The 17374-nt window shown below is 75.7% G+C and carries 11 protein-coding genes and 1 pseudogene; 3 read left to right on the top strand and 9 right to left on the bottom strand.

All coding sequences use genetic code 11. From position 1 onward, the window contains the following. A pseudogene (locus J5O08_RS10115) lies at nucleotides 1–346 on the bottom strand (hypothetical protein); the annotation flags it as partial. Between the two features lie 575 nt (nucleotides 347–921). Here J5O08_RS10115 and J5O08_RS10110 point away from each other — a divergent pair. Beyond that, a complete protein-coding gene (locus J5O08_RS10110; protein WP_218706714.1) occupies nucleotides 922–5118 on the top strand; it encodes a S8 family serine peptidase in 4197 nt (1398 codons plus the stop codon). A 297-nt stretch (nucleotides 5119–5415) separates the two neighbouring features. Here the strand turns inward: J5O08_RS10110 and J5O08_RS10105 are convergent, their stop codons facing one another. Beyond that, entirely contained in the window at nucleotides 5416–6420 is a 1005-nt protein-coding gene (locus tag J5O08_RS10105) for a 5'-3' exonuclease (RefSeq protein WP_218706712.1), read from the bottom strand. Between the two features lie 52 nt (nucleotides 6421–6472). Between J5O08_RS10105 and J5O08_RS10100 the strand changes: the two genes are divergently transcribed. Beyond that, complete coding sequence (locus J5O08_RS10100) at nucleotides 6473–6892, top strand: hypothetical protein (RefSeq protein ID WP_218706711.1); 420 nt, start codon at nucleotides 6473–6475, stop codon at nucleotides 6890–6892. Between the two features lie 37 nt (nucleotides 6893–6929). Here the strand turns inward: J5O08_RS10100 and J5O08_RS10095 are convergent, their stop codons facing one another. The 5 genes from J5O08_RS10095 to J5O08_RS10075 form a co-directional block, all read right to left on the bottom strand. Then, on the bottom strand, nucleotides 6930–7940 hold the full coding sequence (locus tag J5O08_RS10095; RefSeq protein WP_218706710.1) for a LacI family DNA-binding transcriptional regulator: 1011 nt from the start codon (nucleotides 7938–7940) through the stop codon (nucleotides 6930–6932). Between the two features lie 22 nt (nucleotides 7941–7962). Continuing rightward, nucleotides 7963–8871: a sugar ABC transporter permease gene (locus tag J5O08_RS10090; protein ID WP_218706709.1), complete on the bottom strand. Its 909-nt coding sequence runs from the start codon at nucleotides 8869–8871 to the stop codon at nucleotides 7963–7965. 1 nt (nucleotide 8872) lies between these two features. After that, nucleotides 8873–10516, bottom strand: a complete 1644-nt coding sequence (locus J5O08_RS10085; RefSeq protein ID WP_218706708.1) for an ABC transporter permease subunit — start codon at nucleotides 10514–10516, stop codon at nucleotides 8873–8875. Between the two features lie 113 nt (nucleotides 10517–10629). Beyond that, complete coding sequence (locus J5O08_RS10080; protein WP_217614479.1) at nucleotides 10630–11874, bottom strand: maltose ABC transporter substrate-binding protein; 1245 nt, start codon at nucleotides 11872–11874, stop codon at nucleotides 10630–10632. 161 nt (nucleotides 11875–12035) lie between these two features. Continuing rightward, nucleotides 12036–14054 carry a beta-galactosidase gene (locus J5O08_RS10075; RefSeq protein WP_218706707.1) on the bottom strand — a complete coding sequence of 673 codons (2019 nt, stop codon included), beginning with the start codon at nucleotides 14052–14054 and terminating at the stop codon, nucleotides 12036–12038. Nucleotides 14055–14252: 198 nt separating this feature from the next. Between J5O08_RS10075 and J5O08_RS10070 the strand changes: the two genes are divergently transcribed. Beyond that, nucleotides 14253–15125 (top strand): glycosyltransferase family A protein, encoded by an 873-nt coding sequence (locus J5O08_RS10070; protein ID WP_218706706.1) that lies wholly within the window; start codon nucleotides 14253–14255, stop codon nucleotides 15123–15125. A 47-nt stretch (nucleotides 15126–15172) separates the two neighbouring features. On the opposite strand, the gene J5O08_RS10065 is transcribed toward J5O08_RS10070, so the two are convergent. Continuing rightward, complete coding sequence (locus J5O08_RS10065) at nucleotides 15173–15712, bottom strand: hypothetical protein (protein WP_218706705.1); 540 nt, start codon at nucleotides 15710–15712, stop codon at nucleotides 15173–15175. 172 nt (nucleotides 15713–15884) lie between these two features. After that, nucleotides 15885–17348, bottom strand: coding sequence for a hypothetical protein (locus J5O08_RS10060; RefSeq protein ID WP_218706704.1), 1464 nt, complete (start codon nucleotides 17346–17348; stop codon nucleotides 15885–15887). Nucleotides 17349–17374 lie beyond the last annotated feature (26 nt).

Here is a 17374-nt window from a genome sequence, read left to right as displayed (position 1 = left end):
GGCGGCCCGCGGCGGCGGACGACCGGCGGGTCGGGAGCGCGTCGGCGGGGACCGGCGTGGTGTCGGAGGGGGCGTCGGCGGGGGCGACGGCGTCGGCCGCGTCGGCAGGCGCCGCTGCGTCGGCGCGGACGGCGTCCGCGGGAGCGCGGTCGGCCGCCGGGGTCACGGCGATCACCGCGACCGGGGTCGCGGCGTCGGCGGGACCGTCCTGCGCGGGCCCGGCGGCGCGGCGGCCGCGGGCCCGGCGGGTCGCCGCGACGGCCGGGGCGCCGGCTGCGGAGGGGGTGCCGTCGGCGGGGCGGGTGGTCTCGGAGGGGGCGCTGGTGTCGTGGAGGGAGGACGTCACGGGCGGGGGTGCTGCACCTTCGATCGGGGACGGGGCGGTCGACGCGCCGGGCTCCGCGGGGGCGGGCTGGCGTGCGTCGGTCCGGCCGGTGGGCACGACCGCGCCCACCTCCCCGGGGAAGGCGGGCGTGGGTGTCGTCGCGGTGGCCGGTGCCGCGGGGTCGCGCTCGACGCGCGGGGCTGCGTGCCTGCCGCGGGACGAGCTCCGCGCGGCGGGCATGCGTTCACTCACGGTCGACGAGGTTAGGCAGCGGACCTCGGGGTCCTTCAAGGGCCCGGCGACCGATCCGCGAAGATGCCGTGACGATCCGGCGGGCGATCTTCACGAGATCCCCACATGCCTCGGGTGCCGGCGGCCGTCGCGTGCCGCCCGGCGGGCGCGGCGGCGGTGCCACTGCCTCGGTGACCCGTATCACCCATGCTAGCGACGCCTGTGCAAGCGCTGGAAGGCCAATGTGTGGCGAAACCGTGACGAATCGCCCAGAAGTTTGTAGCGTGAGGCCGCAGTCACCGTCGTGCATGACGCCATGTCATGCCGCGGTGCACCTCTGCATCCTGCCCGACGAACGGATTCCCATGACGCGTCGCTCGCTCCGTGCCTCGTTGACCGTCCTGGCGCTGGCCGCCACCACCACGCTCGGGGGCACCGCCGCCTCCGCCGCGGGGCCGGGCGCCGCGTCGCCACCGCTCCCGCTCGACCCCGGCCTGGCCGCGGGCGCGGGAGACCCAGTCGCGTCGGACGACGTGCTCGCCGGCACGGAGGACAAGGTCTCCTCCGGCCTCGCCGACGCCGAGGGCACCGTCACCGCGTTCGTGCAGCTGGACGCCCCCTCGGGCCTCGACGTCGCGGAGGACGGCGGCGACGCGGCCGCGGTCCAGGCCGCGACGGCGCAGGTCGAGCAGGTCGCCGAGGCCGTCGTGCCCGCCGAGTCCGACCCGGCCGCCCGCACCGCCGCGGTCGCGCCCGAGCGGATCGCCACCCTGTCCAACCTGGTCGCCGGCACGCTCGTCACGGGCGACGCCGCGCAGGTCCGGGACCTGGCCGCCTCCGACGACGTCGTCGCGGTGTACCGGGTGACCACCAAGACCGCCGACAACTCCTCCACGGACGCCTTCACCCGCGCGCTGCAGGTGTGGCAGGACACCGGCCAGACCGGCGAGGGCGTCCGGATCGGCGTCATCGACACCGGCCTGGACTACACGCACGCCGACTTCGGCGGCCCCGGCACGGTCGAGGCCTACCAGCAGGCGTACGGCGAGGACGGCACGCAGCCGGTCCCCGACGGCCTGTTCGACCCGGCCAAGTACCTGGGCGGCTACGACTTCGCCGGCCCGCTGTACGACGCGGACCCGAACTCCGAGCTGCCGGGCGCCACGCTGACGCCGACGCCGGACGACAACCCGATCGACAGCCTGTACACGTCGGACAACTCCGGCCACGGCACGCACGTCGCCGGCACCGCCGCCGGCTACGGCGTGCAGCCGGACGGCACGACCTTCACCGGCGACTACGCCACGCTCACCGACCTGTCCGACTGGCAGGTCGGCCCGGGCTCGGCGCCCGGCGCGGGGATCTACGCCCTCAAGGTGTTCGGCGACATCGGCGGGTCCACCGACCTCACCGGCCTCGCCCTCGACTGGGCGGCCGACCCCGACGGCGACGGCAACTTCGGCGACCACCTCGACGTGGTCAACCTGTCGCTCGGCGCCTCCGCGACCCCGTCCGACGACCCGGACAACCTGCTCATCGACCGGCTGTCCGACCTCGGCACCCTCGCGGTGCTGTCCGCGGGCAACTCGTCCGACATCACGGACGTCGGCGGTTCGCCCGGCTCGGCGGCCTCCGGCCTGACCGTCGCGAACTCCGTCGGCAGCCCGCAGACCTACGACGGCGTCGAGGTCACCGCGGCGCCCGACCCCGCCGCCGTCGGCACCTGGGCCGCGCAGAACTCCATCTCCTACGCCGGGACCGAGGACGTCACCGCCCCGGTCGTCTACCTGGGCGACGGCGTGGACGGCTGCACCCCGCTGACGGACCGCGCGGCGGAGATCACCGGGAACATCGTCTACCTGTGGTGGGACGACGACGACGCGACCCGCGCCTGCGGCTCCGTCGCCCGGTGGAACAACGCCGAGGCCGCCGGCGCGGTCGGCGTGCTGATCGGCACGGAGTCGACCGTGTTCTCCGCGGGCATCTCCGGCAACGCGACCATCCCGGGCGCGCAGCTCACCGCGTCGTCCACCGACGCGCTGCTCCCGTCGATCCAGGCCGGCGGCGTCGTCGCGCACATCGGCCCGTCGCTCGCGGCCTCGGTCACGTCCGACGAGATCGGCGACGCCCTCAACCCGGGCTCGTCCCGCGGCGCGCACGGCTCGCTCGGCATCATCAAGCCCGATGTCGCGGCGCCCGGCACGCTGATCTTCTCGGCGGCCTCCGGCACCGGCGCCGACGCGCAGTCGCTGTCCGGCACCTCGATGTCCTCGCCGCACGTGGCCGGCATCGCGGCGCTGGTCCGGGCGACCCAGCCCGGCTGGACGCCCGCGCAGGTCAAGGCCGCGGTGATGAACACCGCCACGCACGACGTGTGGACCGGCGCGAACCAGTCCGGCACGGCCTACGGCCCGCAGCGGGTCGGTTCCGGCCGGGTCGACGCGCGCGCCGCGGTCGCCGACACGGTGCTCGCCTACGGCTCGGAGGACCCGGACCAGGTGTCGGTGACCTTCGGCGTCGTCGACGTGGGCGCCGAGCCCGTCACGCTCAAGAAGACCGTCACGGTGCAGAACACCGGCACTGAGCCGGTCAGCTACGACACCGCCTTCGCCGCGGCCACCACCACCGGCGGCGCGACGATCACCACCTCCCCCGCGACGCTGACGGTGCCCGCCGGCCAGCAGGGGCTGGTCACGCTGACCCTCACCGCCGACCCGGCGACCCTGGAGCGGGAGATCGACCCGACGCAGGCGACCACCCAGGGCGGTGTGCCGCGCGAGTACGTGGCGTCCCTGTCCGGCCGGCTCGTCCTGACCTCGGGCGACGCCGAGCTCCGGGTGCCGGTGCAGGCCGCGCCGCGGCTCGTCTCCGAGCTGACGGCCGACCCGGTGTCCTTCGCCGACGCCGGTGCCGGCACCGCCGCGCTGACCCTCTCGGGCCGGGGCGTCGACTCGGGCGGCTGGACCTCGCTGGTCGCGCCCCTCACGCTGGGGGCCACCAGCCCGAAGCTCGAGGACGTGCCCGGCTTCGTCACCTCGGACTCCGCGGTGGCCTCCGGCGACCTGCGCTGGGTCGGCTGGACCTCCACCGCGCCGCAGCAGGCGGCCGCGGGCGGGGACCCGGCCGAGGGCTACCTCGGCGTCGGCATCGCGGTGGACGGCGACTGGGCGACGCTCGGCCAGGCCGTGCTCCCCGTCGTCGACTGGGACGTCGACCGGGACGGCACGACCGAGGCCCAGACCGTCGTGCAGAAGCTGAGCGACGCCGCCGACGTCACGGTGGCCGCGACCTTCGACTACGACACCGGCGAGGTGCTCGACGTCCAGGGCGTGAACGGCGCGTTCGGCGACGTGGACACCACGGTGTTCGACAACTCGGTGCTGGTCGCGCCGGTCGGGATCGCCGCGCTCGGCCTCGAGCCCGGGGCCACCCCGGCCGTCACGGTCTGGACGTCGTCGGACTACGCGGCCGACCCGAGCGGCCAGGTCGACGCGGCCGAGCCGTTCACGGTGGACCCGTTCGACCCGCCGTACTGGTTCGACGGCGGCGTGACCGACGCCCTGTGGTTCGCGGCGTCCGACGCCACCGAGCTCACGGTGCACCGGTCGGCGACGACGGCCGCCCCGGCGGACCAGCTGCTGGTGCTGCACAGCCACAACGCCGACCCGACGACCCGGGCCCAGGTGCTCGACGTCGCCGTGCCGGAGGCCGTGGCCACGACGACCACGCTGGAGGTCACCGGGCCGGCGAAGGTCGGCAAGGACCTGACGCTGACCGCCACCGTGTCCCCCGCCGAGGCCACCGGCACCGTGTCGTTCCGCGCGGACGGCACGGAGGTCGCGACGGCCCCGGTCTCCGGCGGGACCGCCACGGCGACCGTCCGGCTCGGCGGCGGGGCGCACGCGCTGACGGCGGTGTTCACGCCGGACACCGCGGCGTTCGCGGGGTCGGAGTCGGCGGCGGTGACGGTCGACGTGAAGAAGGCGGGCTCGACCACGAAGGTCACGCTGTCGCAGAACTCGGGCCGGTACGGCTCCGAGGTCAGCGCGACGGTGACCGTCACCGGCCAGGGCGCCGTCCCGGCCGGCACCGTGGAGATCCGCGAGCGCGGCACGGTCCTGGCCACCGGCGAGCTCGCGGCCGGCGAGGGGAACCAGGCGACCGCCACGATCGACCTGCCCCGCGACCTGAAGTCGGGGTCGCACACCCTCACCGCGGTGTACACGGGCAGCGCGGACGTCGACGGCTCGCAGACCCAGCGCTCCTACCGGGTGCTGGCGACCGTCCCGACGATCAGCCTGGACACGCCGTCGTGGACCGTCTCCCGGGGCGCCACGCCCGCGGTGACCGTCACGGTCGCGGGCCCCGAGGGCGCCCCGGCCGCCGGCGGCAAGGTGACGGTCCTGGCGGGCATCAAGCCCGTCGCCACCGTCGCGCTGACCGACGGCTCCGCCACGGTCACGCTGCCGGCCGTCAGCCGGACCACCACGGTGACCGCGCTGTACACCGGCGACGGCGGCTACACCCCGACGCTCACGATCGGGGTGCTGAAGGTGCGCTGAGACGCGCCCGTCGCGCCCGGACCGGGCGCGACGGGTCGGCGCGCGGGGCGCGCGGCGGCGGTGCGGACGCGGGGGTCGTCCGCTCCCTGGGGCGCCGCAGCCCGGCGCGGGAGGGCGGTGCGGACGGGCCGGGGGGATCCAGGGCCGGCCGCACCGCGAGGGGGGTCACCGGGGGGCGGTGACCCCCTTCTCGTGCGCCCGGGGCGACGCAGCACGCGGCCTACGCTTCCCTGCCCGCCCACCGACGATCGCGTGCGGCCGCGCAGGAAACCGTAGGTGGAGCGGCAGGCCCGCGCGTCAGCGGTTGGCCAGGGCCGTCAGGACCCGGCGGACGCTCGACTCCAGGCCCCAGCGGGCCGTGAGGTCGACCAGGGCCGCGCCGTCGACGGGCTCCCGCGGCAGCGCGAACGCGTCCGGACCCGCGGGCGGCGCGCCGTCCGCCAGCCGCACCGGCGCGTCCGCCGCGACGCGCACGACCCCGGGCGCCACCGCCAGGTAGTCGTCGGCGGCGACGAGCCGCTGCCGCTGGGTCGCGGTCAGCCCGCGGTCGCCGGCGTCGCGCGCGGCCAGCAGCCCCGGCAGGTCGTCGTACTTCGCGAGCATCGCGGCGGCGGTCTTCTCCCCGATGCCGGCCACGCCGGGCAGGCCGTCGCTCGGGTCGCCGCGCAGCACCGCCATGTCGGCGTAGGCGCTCCCCGACGCCACGGCGTACTTCTCCCGTAGCCGCGCGGCGTCGACGACCTCGATGTCCTTGATCCCGCGGATCGTGTAGAGCACCCGCACGGGCGCCTCGTCGTCGACCAGCTGGAACAGGTCCCGGTCGCCCGTCACGACGAGCACCGGCGACCGCTCCCCCGCCGGCCGCGCGACCTCCCGCGCGGTGAGGGTGCCGATCACGTCGTCGGCCTCGTAGCCCTCGGCGCCCGCGCGGGCGATGCCGAGCGCGGCCAGCACCTCGGCGATGACCGGCACCTGCGGCGCCAGCGCGTCCGGGACCTCCTCGGCCACCGCCACGCCGTCGGACGACGCGGCCGCCGCGGCCTCGGCTCCGCCGACCGCGCGGTGCGCCTTGTACGACGGGATGGCCGCGACCCGGAACGCCGGTCGCCAGTCCTCGTCCCAGCAGGCCACGAGCCGGTCGGGCCGGTGGTCGGTGACCAGCCGGGCGATCATGTCGAGCAGGCCGCGCACCGCGTTCACCGGGGTGCCGTCGGGCGCCTTCACCGAGTCGGGGACGCCGTAGAACGCCCGGAAGTACAGGGACGCGGAGTCGAGCAGCATCAGCGCGTGACGGTCGGCCATGCCCCGAGTGTGGCAGGCGCGGCCGCGTCTCGGCGGGCGCTAGCCTCGCGCCATGACGGGAGCGGGCTGGGAGCACACCGACGCCTGGATCCTCGCGGCGATCGGCGCGGGCACCCGGCACGACGAGCTGAGCGCCCTCGTCGGCGCCGCGGACCACTACGCGCACGACATCCCGTCCGAGGCCGACCTGAGCCGGTCCGTCGGCCGGCTGCTGGCGTCGGGGCTGCTCGCCGAGGCCGACCGCACGTGGGAGCCGACCCCAGCCGGCCGGGCGCTCTGGGAGCGCAGCACCGGGTCCGGCTACGACCGCGTCGTCTCGCTCCACGAGGCCCTGACGTCGGTCCCGCTCGTCGAGGGCCGGTGGGAGGTCCCGTCCGGCGCCCTCGACCTCGCGTACCACCGGCACGCGCACCCCTTCACCTGGCGGCTGCCGCGGCGCCGGCCCCGCTACTCGAGCCGCGGCCGGCACTGAGCGCCTCGCGGCAGCGCGCCGCGGTGAGCGCGCGGGATCAGGCCGAGGCCCGCTCCACCAGCGACGTCGGCAGCGTGATCCGGGCGGGCTCCGCCCCTTCGACGACCTCGAGCAGCAGCCGCACCATCTCGGACGCGATGCGCTCGAACGGCTGCCGCATCGTGGTCAGCCCCGGCTCCAGCGTCGCGGCGAGCCCCGAGTCGTCGAAGCCGCCGACCGCGACGTCGCCCGGCACGGACCGCCCGGCCTCGCGGAGCGCGACGAGCGCCCCAGCGGCCATGAGGTCGGAGGCCACGAACACGGCGTCCAGGTCGGGCCGGCGCTCGAGCAGCTCGCGCATGGCCGCCTGACCGGAGGCGCGCGTGTAGTCGCCGTGCGCGACCAGGTCGTCGTCGTACGCCTCCCCGAGCGCGGACCGGTACCCCGCGAGGCGCCGGAACCCGCCCGGCGTGTCCATCGGCCCGGTGATCGTCGCGACCCGGGTCCGGCCGCGGGACAGCAGGTGCTCGGTCATCCGGCGCGCGCCGCCCGCGTCGTCCGCGGACACCCAGCCGATCCGGTCCTCGTACCCCAGCGGCTCGCCGCAGGCGATCGTCGGGACGCCCTGGCGCAGCAGCTCGCCGACGACCGGGTTCCCCCGGTGCGACGAGATGAGCAGCACACCGTCGACGTGCCCGGCGGCGACGTAGTCGGTGATCCGCCGCCGTTCCTGCTGGCTGCCGGCGACCATGAGCAGCAGCGGCATCTCCCGCGCGGCCAGCGCCTCGGCGGCCGCGCGGAGCAGGATCGAGAACGTCGGGTCCTCGAACAGCAGGTGCTGCGGCTCGGTCAGCAGGAACGCCACCGAGTTGGACCGGCCGGTGACGAGGCTGCGCGCGTGCTGGTTCGCGGAGTACCCGGTCGAGCGGATGGCCTCCTGCACCGCCGCGAGCGCCTCGGGCGACACCCAGTGCCCGCCGTTGAGCACCCGGGACACGGTCCCGCGGGAGACGCCGGCGGCCGCGGCGACGTCGCGGATCGTCGGGCGTCGGCGCGCGGTCGTGTCCACGACCCCTGACCTTACGGGCACGTCAGCCCTTCACGGAGCCGGCGGACAGGCCGCCGACGATGTACCGCTGCAGCGACAGGAACAGCGCGAGCACCGGGATCGAGCCGATGACCGCGCCGGCCGCGAACAGCCCCCACCGCGAGGTCAGCTGGTTGGACACCCACTGGTACATCCCGACCGCCAGCGTCCAGTTCTCCTCGCTCGTCAGCACGATGCGCGCCAGGATGAAGTCGCCGAACGCGGAGATGAACGCGAGCAGCGCCACGACGGCGAGGATCGGCGTCACGAGCGGCATGATCAGCCGCCAGTAGATCTGCGAGTGCGTCGCGCCGTCGATGCGCGCGGCCTCGTCGATCTCCCGCGGCACGGAGTTGAAGAACCCGTACATGAGGAACGTGTTGGCCCCGAGCGCGCCGCCCAGGTAGACGCAGATCAGCGCGACCCGCGAGTTCACACCCAGCGCGGGGATCACGTTCCCCAGCGAGATCAGCAGCAGGAACACGGCCACGAACGCCACGGTCTGCGGGAACATCTGGATGATCAGCAGGGAGGTGAGCGACGCGCGCCGCCCCTGGAACCGGAACCGGGAGAATGCGTAGGCCGCGGCGGCGCCCATGAGCACCGCGCCGAACGAGGCGACGCCGCCGATCAGCAGGGTGTTGCCGACCCAGGTCCAGTACAGGGTGTCACCGAGCGCGACGAAGTTGTCCAGGCCGATGGTCCGGAACAGCGAGCTCGACCCGGCGAGCGAGCCGGAGGGGTCGAGCGCTGCGGACAGCGCGTAGACCAGCGGGAAGACCGCGTAGAACACGATGACGAGTCCGACGGGGTACTTCCAGCCGATCTCCGCCCACCACCGCGCGCGGCGGGCGCGGGTCGGGCGGCCGGCGGCCGGGGCGGCGGTCCGCTGCGCGGGGTTCGCGAGAGCCATCTCAGATCTCCTCGAGCTTGCGGGTCCGGCGGAACGCCAGGCCGGAGACGACGCCGATCACGACGAACACCACGATGGACAGGGCGCTGGCGAGGCCGTAGTCGGCCCGGCCGCCCGAGACCCCGGAGATCTGGTAGATCGCGGAGATCAGGATGTCGGTCGACCCCATCGGTGTGCTGGCGCCGGGGAAGGCCGGTCCGCCGCCGGTGAGCATGTAGATGATCGTGAAGTTGTTGAAGTTGAAGGCGAACGACGCGATCGCCAGCGGGGCGGTCGACACGAGCAGCATCGGCAGCGTGATCGACCGGAACTGCCGCCAGCGCCCGGCGCCGTCGACCCGCGCGGCCTCCATGACGTCGCCCGGCAGCGCCTGCAGCGCGCCCGTGGTGACCAGGAACCAGTACGGGTAGCTGAGCCAGAGGTTGACCCAGAGGATCGCGGCCTTCGCCAGCCACGGGTCGGAGAGCCAGCCGATGTCCGCGCCGAAGAAGAACCAGTCGTTGACGACGCCGAACTCGGAGTTGAGCATGCCGCGCCACAGCAGGGCGGACATGAACGCCGGGAACGCGTACGGGAGGATGAACAGCGTCCGCAGCACCTTGCGGCCGCGGATGCGCGGGTCGTTGTAGATCAGCGCGAACAGCAGGCCGAGCCCGAAGCTCGTGAGCACCGTGAGGATCGCGAACGCGAACGTCCACACGGCCACCTTGAGCAGCGGCCCCGCGTAGCTCGCGTCGGTGAAGGCCCGGACGAAGTTGTCGAACCCGACGTTGACGTACCAGCCGGCGGCCAGCCGCTCGCCGTCCTCCGTGACGAACTGCCCGCGGTCGCTCGGGCTGTAGACGGCGCCGGTCTCGGTGTTGGTGATCGTCTGCGCGTCGGGGTCCCACACCAGCCGCGAGGTGTAGACCGCGGCGGTCGAGCCCTCGCGGGTGCGCAGCGAGCCGTCCTCGGCGTCGTCGGACACCGGGACACGCAGGGCGACGACCTCGGCCTGCAGGTCGGCGTCGGAGTAGAGCTGGGCCCGCGGCACGACCTCCCAGCCGGGCACCGCGACCGGCGTGCCGCGGTCGTCGACCTGCGCGCCGCCGACCGCGTCCAGCGGCTCCTCGGCGGTGCCGACCCGGACGGTGCCGTCGTCGTTGACCGCGAACCCGAGCGCGTCACCGTCCCGCACGACCGCGAGCGGGTACTCCGGCGAGCCCTCCACCTGGCGCTCGTCCTGGATCAGGGCGGCGTCGACGGCCTGCTGCATGCTGCCCAGGTGGCCGGTGCCGTAGTTGGTGAAGGCGACGTAGCCCGTGTAGAGGAGCGTGAACATCTGGAACACGGCCAGGAACACCAGGCCGGGGAACAGGTACTTCAGCGGCAGGGCGCGGCGGGCGAAGTAGATCCAGTCGGCCGCGGCGAGCAGCACGACCAGCGCGGCGAGCACCACCCAGGCACCCGCCCGGTACGCGGAGAGGATGGCGAGCACGCCGCCCGCGTTGACCACCATCATCAGCAGGAGCTTCACGGCGAAGCCCCAGCCGAGCCCGCGCCAGGCGCGGGCGTGCGACTCGCGGGGCTCCGGGGAGCCCGGCTCGCCGGACCGGTCGGGCGGGGTCCCGGGCGGGTGCTCGGCGGTGCTCGTGCCGACGGACATCGTTGCTCCTCGTGCGGGTGGTGGCGGGCGCGGGACCCGGGGGGCGGGCGCGCGGCCCGGGGTGGTGCCGGTGGTGCGGGCGGGGCGCGCACGCCCCGCCCGCACCCGGGGCGTCAGCCGATCGCGGACTCGACGCTGGTGACCATGGAGGTCCAGGTGCTGTCGGGGTCCTGGCCGGTGATCAGCGCGATCTGCGCGGCGTTCCAGAAGTCCCAGACGGCGCCCATCTCGGGGATGTTCGGCATCGGCACGCCGTTCTGCGCCGACGCGAGGAAGCCGGCGATGACCGGGTCGTCGCTGACCTGCTCGGCCACGGCGGTGAGCGCCGGGATGCGCGGGTCGGCGTCGTACAGCGCCTGCTGCGCCTCGTCGGTCGCGACGTAGTTCGCCAGGAAGTCGTTCGCGAGCAGCGCGTTCGACGACTGCGCCGACAGGTAGAAGCCCTGCACACCCACGAACGGCGCCGCGGTGCCGCCGCCGGCCGACGGGATCGGGCTGACGGCGACCTCGACGCCCGCGTCCTGGTACGTGGGGATGGTCCACGGGCCCTGGATGATGAACGGCGACTGCCCGGTCGCGAACAGCTCGTTGCCGATGTCGTAGTCGACGGTGTCGGTGAAGTAGCCGGTGCCGGCCGAGCCGTTCTCGTGGATCCACCGGGCGTAGGCCAGGCCGGCGTCGCCGCCCATGCCGACCTCGGAGGTGTAGGAGCCGTCCTCGTCCTGGACGAACACGGGGGCGCCGAACGACGTCTGGAAGGCGTACGAGGTGTACATGTCGCCCTCGGCGCCGTTCGTGTAGAGGATGAACGGCCGGTCGGCGAAGCCGGCGTCGGTCGCCATCTGGATCATCTCGTCGAACGTCTGCGGGGCGGTGTCGCCCACCAGCGCGGTGTTCTGGATCAGCGCGACGGACTCCTGCGCGTACGGCAGCGCGTACAGCTGGCCGTCGTACGTGAAGGCGTCGAGCGTGACCTGCTCGAAGTCGTCGGCGCGGGAGCCGAGGCTGATCGTGTCGACCACGCCGGACTCGACGAACTCGCCCAGCCAGTCGTGCGCGCCGACGGTGATGTCCGGGCCCTCGCCCGTGGGGACCTGGGCGAGGAAGTCGGCCCGGAGGTCCTCGAAGTTCTTCTGCACGACCGTGACGGTCGCGCCGCTGTCCGCCTCGAAGTCCGCGGCGGCGTTCTTGATCGCCTCGGCGCGCTCGGCGTCCGACCAGATCACGAGCTCGCCGCCCGAGCCGGCTGCGGGTGCGCCGCTGTCGGCCGTCGTGGCGGGGGCGGGGTCGCCGCTGCACGCGGCGAGGAGGGCCACGGTCGCCGCTGCGGCGACGCCGGCTGCGAAGTGCCTGCGCATGTGTCGTCCTTTCCGGGAGGGCCGCCGCTCGCGCGTCGATCGCGTCCTTGCGACCCGTGGTGGGTGCGGGGCGCTCGGTGCGCCGCCGCGGTACGGAGCTGCCGTCCGCCCCGGCCGCCGGAGGGGGTCCGGCGGGGCGGGCGGCAGCCGCGGTCGTGCGGTCAGCGACCACCCCCCTGCGGGCGCGCGGCGGTGCGCAGCACCGCCACCTCGCCCGCGCCGACCTCGTACGACTCCCCGGCGTCGGTGCCGGAGAGCAGCTCGGTGCCGGGGACCGCGAGGGTGACCGGCTCGTCGCGGTGGTTCACCGCGACCACGTAGTCGTGCGCCTCGCCGCGCCGGACCGTGACCTCGACGCCCTCGGGCAGCCCCGGCGGCGTGACCCCGGCGTCCGCGTACACCGCCGCGAGCACGGGGGCGAGCGCGTCGACGCCCAGCTTCGTGCTCACGTACCAGCCGGCGCCCGCGCCGTGCGCGTGCCGGGTGATCGCGGGCAGGCCGTCCGCCGGGCCGCCGCGGTAGGTCCCGCGGACCTCGGCGCCGTCCAGCGCCAGGTGCTCGCTCCACGCCGCGGTCGGGATCGTCGTGCCGTCCAGGTCGACCGCGACCTCGTGCTGCGGGCGGACCGGCAGGAACTCCTCGACGGTCAGGCCGAGCGCGGTGCGCAGCGGCGCGCCGAAGCCGCCCTCGTGCACCGCGTCGTGCTCGTCGACGACGCCCGCGAAGCAGGACACCAGGAGCGTGCCGCCCTGGGCGACGTAGTCGGCGAGGTTCTTCCCGGCCGCCTGGGTCACCAGGTACGAGGACGGCGCGACGACCAGGCGGTAGCCGGACAGGTCGTCCTCGGGGTGCGCGAAGTCGACGGTCACGCCGTCCCGCCACAGCCGCTCGTAGTAGGCGCGGACCCGCTCGCGGAAGCCGAGCTCGTCCGAAGGCCGCCACTCGAGGTCCTGCGCCCAGAGCGACTCCCAGTCGTAGAGCACGGCGACGTCGGCCTGCACCCGCGAGCCGCGGACCTCGTCGAGCCGGCCGAGCTTCGCGCCCAGGTCGACGACCTCGCGGAACACCCGGGACCCGGTGCCGGCGTGCGGCAGCATCGCCGAGTGGAACTTCTCCGCGCCGGAGCGGGAGGCACGCCACTGGAAGAACAGGATGCCGTCGGCGCCGCGCCCCAGGTGGGTGAACGCGTTGCGGTGCATCTCCCCGGGGCGCTTGGCGATGTTGTGGCCCTGCCAGTTCACCGCCGACGTCGAGTGCTCCATGAGGATCCACGGCTTGCCGCGCGCGACGGACCGGGTCAGGTCCGCGGACAGGGCCAGGCCGACGTGCGCGTCCTCGTCCGGGGACCACAGGTAGTGGTCGTCGGACACGACGTCGACCTCGCGGGCCCAGCGCCACAGGTCGGTGTTGTACGACTGGTGCGCCATGAAGTTCGTGGTCACCGGCTGGGCGGCGTGGGCGCGGATCGCGTCCCGCTCGGCGCGGAAGCACGCGCGCAGCTGCTCGTCGGTGAACCGCGCGAAGTCGAGCCGCTGCGCGGGGTTCGGGGTGGAGGCGGTCGCGGCCGGCGCGCCGACGTGCTCCCACTCCCCGTACACCTGGCCCCAGAACGCGGTGCCCCACGCGGCGTTCAGCCCGTCGAGGGTGCCGTAGCGCGCGCGCAGCCAGTCGCGGAACGCCGCGACCGACGCCGGGGAGAAGTCCTCGCCGACCGGGGCGCCGTACTCGTTGTGGACGTGCCACATCACGACGGCCGGGTGGTCGGCGTACCGGCGGGCGAGCTCACCCGCGATCCGCGTCGCCGCCGCGCGGTACTCCGGCGACGACGGCGAGGCCATGCCGCGCGAGCCCGGGCCGAGCGCGGTGCCGTCGCGGGTCACGACGCGCGAGTCCGGGTAGGTCGCGTAGAACCAGGCCGGCGGCGCGGCGGTCGGGGTGCCGAGGTCGACGGCGATGCCGTTCGCGTGCAGCAGGTCGAGCACGTCGTCGAGCCAGGCGAAGTCGTACTCCCCCTCGCGCGGCTCGAGCAGCGCCCAGGAGAAGATGCCGACGCTCACCAGGGTGACCCCGGCCTCGCGCATCAGCGCGACGTCCTCGTCCCAGACGTGGCGCGGCCACTGCTCCGGGTTGTAGTCGCCGCCGTAGGAGATCCCCCGCGTCGGCCAGCCGAACTCCGTCATCCCGCTCCTGCTCCCTCACCTCGCTGTGCACGGTCACAGTAGGCAGACGCGTGGTCTGAAGCCCAGCCCGGCCTGGACTCCGTTACGCAACTGTGACCGTGCACGGGCCAGGCATCCCGCTGCGCGACGCGGCCGCCCGCGCGCGGCGCCCGGGCCCGCCCCCGCCGCTGCCGCTGCCGCCGCGCTAGCGTGCCCGGCATGGAGGTCGCCGTCGTCGTCACCGCCCACGACCAGCGCGAGCAGGTCGCCGAGGCCGTCGCCTCGGTCCGCGCGCAGACCGCGCCGTGCGCCGAGCTCGTGGTGGTCGACGACGGATCGACGGACGCCGCGTCGCTGGCCGTGCTCGACCGGCTGCGCGCCGACGGCGTCCGGGTGCTCCGCCAGGACAACGCGGGGGTGGGCGCGGCGCGGAACGCCGGGATCGCGGCGACGCAGGCGCCGCTGGTGCTGGTGCTCGACGGCGACGACCGGGTGGCACCGCCGTTCCTGGCGCGCGTCGCGCCGCTGCTCGCCGACCCCGACGTGGTCGCGGCGTCGTCCTGGCTGGCGCTGTTCGGGGTGGCGTCGGGGGTGGTGCGACCGGACGGCGGGACGCTCGTCGACTTCCTGCACCGGAACGCCTGCCCGGGGTCCGCGGTGCTGCGGCGCGCGGCGTGGGACCGGGCCGGCGGGTACGACGAGGCGATGCGCTCCGGGTTCGAGGACTGGGACCTGTACCTGGGGATGCTCGCGGGCGGCGGGCGGGTCGCGATCGCGCCGGAGCCGCTCCTGGGGTACCGGACCGCGCCCGCGTCCGCGAACGTGCGGAGCATGACCCGGCGGCTCGCGCTGTTCCGCGGGATCGTCGACAAGCACCGCGCGGCCTACGTGGCGCACCTGGCCGACGTGCTGGTCGCGCAGGAGGCGACCGCGGTGCGCCGGCTCGGCGACTGGGAGTCGCTGGTGGCGGCGGACCCGGCGCTGCCGCTGGTGGAGCCCACGTTCGGCGACGGCGGCATGGCGGCGCACGTCCGCGTGGCGACGGCCCGCGAGGCCCCCGCCGAGCGAGTACCCGACGCGTCGAGCGAGTAGGCGGCGACTGCTCGCTCGACGCGTCGGTTGCCCTCTCGGCGGACGAGTCAGCGGCGCGTGTGCGCAGCCAAGGTCGCCAGGGTGAGGGCCACCGCGTCCTCGGCGAACGCGCCTCGGTAGTCCGGGCCCCGCTGCGCCGCCCAGGCGCGCCACGCGGCGCCGCCCCAGGTGCCCGCGGTCGAGAACAGCGCCGCCGTCGCCGCCGGCAGGACGACCGAGCGGCCCCGCTGCCGGGCCAGCGCCACGCCGCCGAGCGCCGCCGCCACCGCCCGGCTCTGCGGGCCGGGCGGGTTCAACCGGCTCGGGGTGCTCGGGAGCTTGTCGCCGGTGAGCTCGACGAGGACGCCGAGCCGGGCGCCCAGGCGCTTGAGCCCCCCGGTCGCGGGGTCGGCCAGCGTCGGTGCCGCGAGCGCCAGCGACGCCCGGCTGCCCGCGGCGACGCCGAGCACGGCGCTGCGCAGCAGCAGCCCGGCGGCGGTCCCGCGGCGGCGGGGCAGCGCGAGCGCGACGGTCGGGTCACCGGGCACGGGGCCCGGGCCGGCGCGGTGGGGGGTGCGGTGCACGGTGCGGTCGTGTCGTCGTCCCATCCACCGACGGTCCCGTGCCCCGCGCCGGTCGGCAACCGCACGGCCGGGTCCGATGTGCCGGCGCCCGGACGCACCGCGGGCGGGGAGCCGTCCCTCCCGGCTCCCCGCCCGCGTCAGGGCTGCAGCGCCCCCTGCGCGCCCGGCCGCCCTCCGCGGCCGGGCGCGTCGCCGGTCACCCGGCGAGATCGAGCGAGCCCTCGTCGACGGCGATGACGCTCCAGGTCGAGCCGTCGGCGTCGGAGAGCTCGTAGGCCGGCACCAGCAGCGCCGCGCCGTCGGCGCCGGACACCTGGGTCACGCCGAGCCGGGCCCCGGTGATCGTGACCTGCTGCACCGACCACGGGATCGCCGAGCCGGGCGTGGCGGTCGGCGGGACCGTCGGGTCGGTGGACGACGACGCGTCGCCCGCGGCGGCGCCGTCCGTGGCCTCCGCCCGCGCCAGCGGCATGACGCCGCCCGAGCCGGAGCCGAACCGCGGGTCGTTCAGCCGCTCCACCGCGGTCGCCGCGCCGACGACCGGGTACTCCCCCAGGTCGACGAGCGGGGCCAGCGACCCGTAGAGCGACTGCACCCCGTCGGCGACCAGCGTCACCGACCAGGTCAGGCCCGTCTGCTGCCCGTCGAGCACCTGGTAGGCCGTGACCGACGACGAGCGGGCGTCGCCGGTGTCGACGACCTCGTACTGGTAGCCGTCCGGGTCGACGCCGAGGGAGCCGAGCAGATCCCGCACGGCCGAGGTCGCGGCGTCGCCCGCCGGGGCCGGGCCGCCCGTCGGCTCGCAGGACGGGCCGACGACCGTCGGGAGCGCCGGGTCGACGAGCGCCGGGTCCAGGGTCCCGGGCTCCGGGGACGACTCGCCGGCGGCGAGGCCCTCGGACGTCGCCCCCGCCGAGCCGTCCGACGTCGCCGCGCCGTCCGGCTGGTCCGGCGCCGACGCGGTGCACGACCACGGGTCGCGCGTCGGGTCGAAGTAGCTCACGCCCGCGGTGCCGTCGGGCTGCAGGGACACGGTCGGCCCCGAGCCGTCCTGCGGGCCGACCGTCCACGCGCCGTACTGCTGCACCGGGTCGCCGGCGACACCCAGGACGCCGGCGACGCGCGCCGCGGTCTCCGCGGAGAACACCGACGCGGCGTCGAAGGCCCACGCGTGGCCGGAGCCCGCGTCGTCGGCGAGCCCCGAGGCGGTGAACACCGCCCGGCCGCCGAACCAGGGCGCGATCCGCAGGTCCGCGGTGTCGGCGGCCCCCGACATCGCCGTCGCCGCCTCCGGGCCGGCGCCCTGCAGGGTGATCGGCGCGTCGGCCGTGACCGCGTCCCCGTCGCCGCCGGTCGCACCGACGGCGTAGCCGCCCGCACCCGCGACGACGGCGGCCGCCGCGGCCACCGCGGCGACCTGCAGCCACCGGGAACGGCGGCGCGGGGCGAGCTCGACGACGGTGTCGCCGTCGGGGCCGGAGGCGGGGTCGACCGTCGTCGCGTCGGCCGCGGTCCGGCGCGCGACCTCGGCCCGCAGCGCCGCCGTGTCCAGGGGGGCGTCCGCGGCGGGGTCGGCGGCACGCAGCCGCGCCAGGGCCTCGTCCTCCGCGCGGGCCGCGGCGTCGGCCGGGTCCGGGTGCTGGTCGCGGTGCTCGTCCACGGTGGTCTCCTCGGGTCCGTGCGCCC

This window comes from Cellulomonas sp. PS-H5 (genome assembly GCF_019265565.1).
Classification (GTDB): Bacteria; Actinomycetota; Actinomycetes; order Actinomycetales; family Cellulomonadaceae; genus Cellulomonas.
This window is presented reverse-complemented; position numbering and strand designations above follow the sequence as displayed.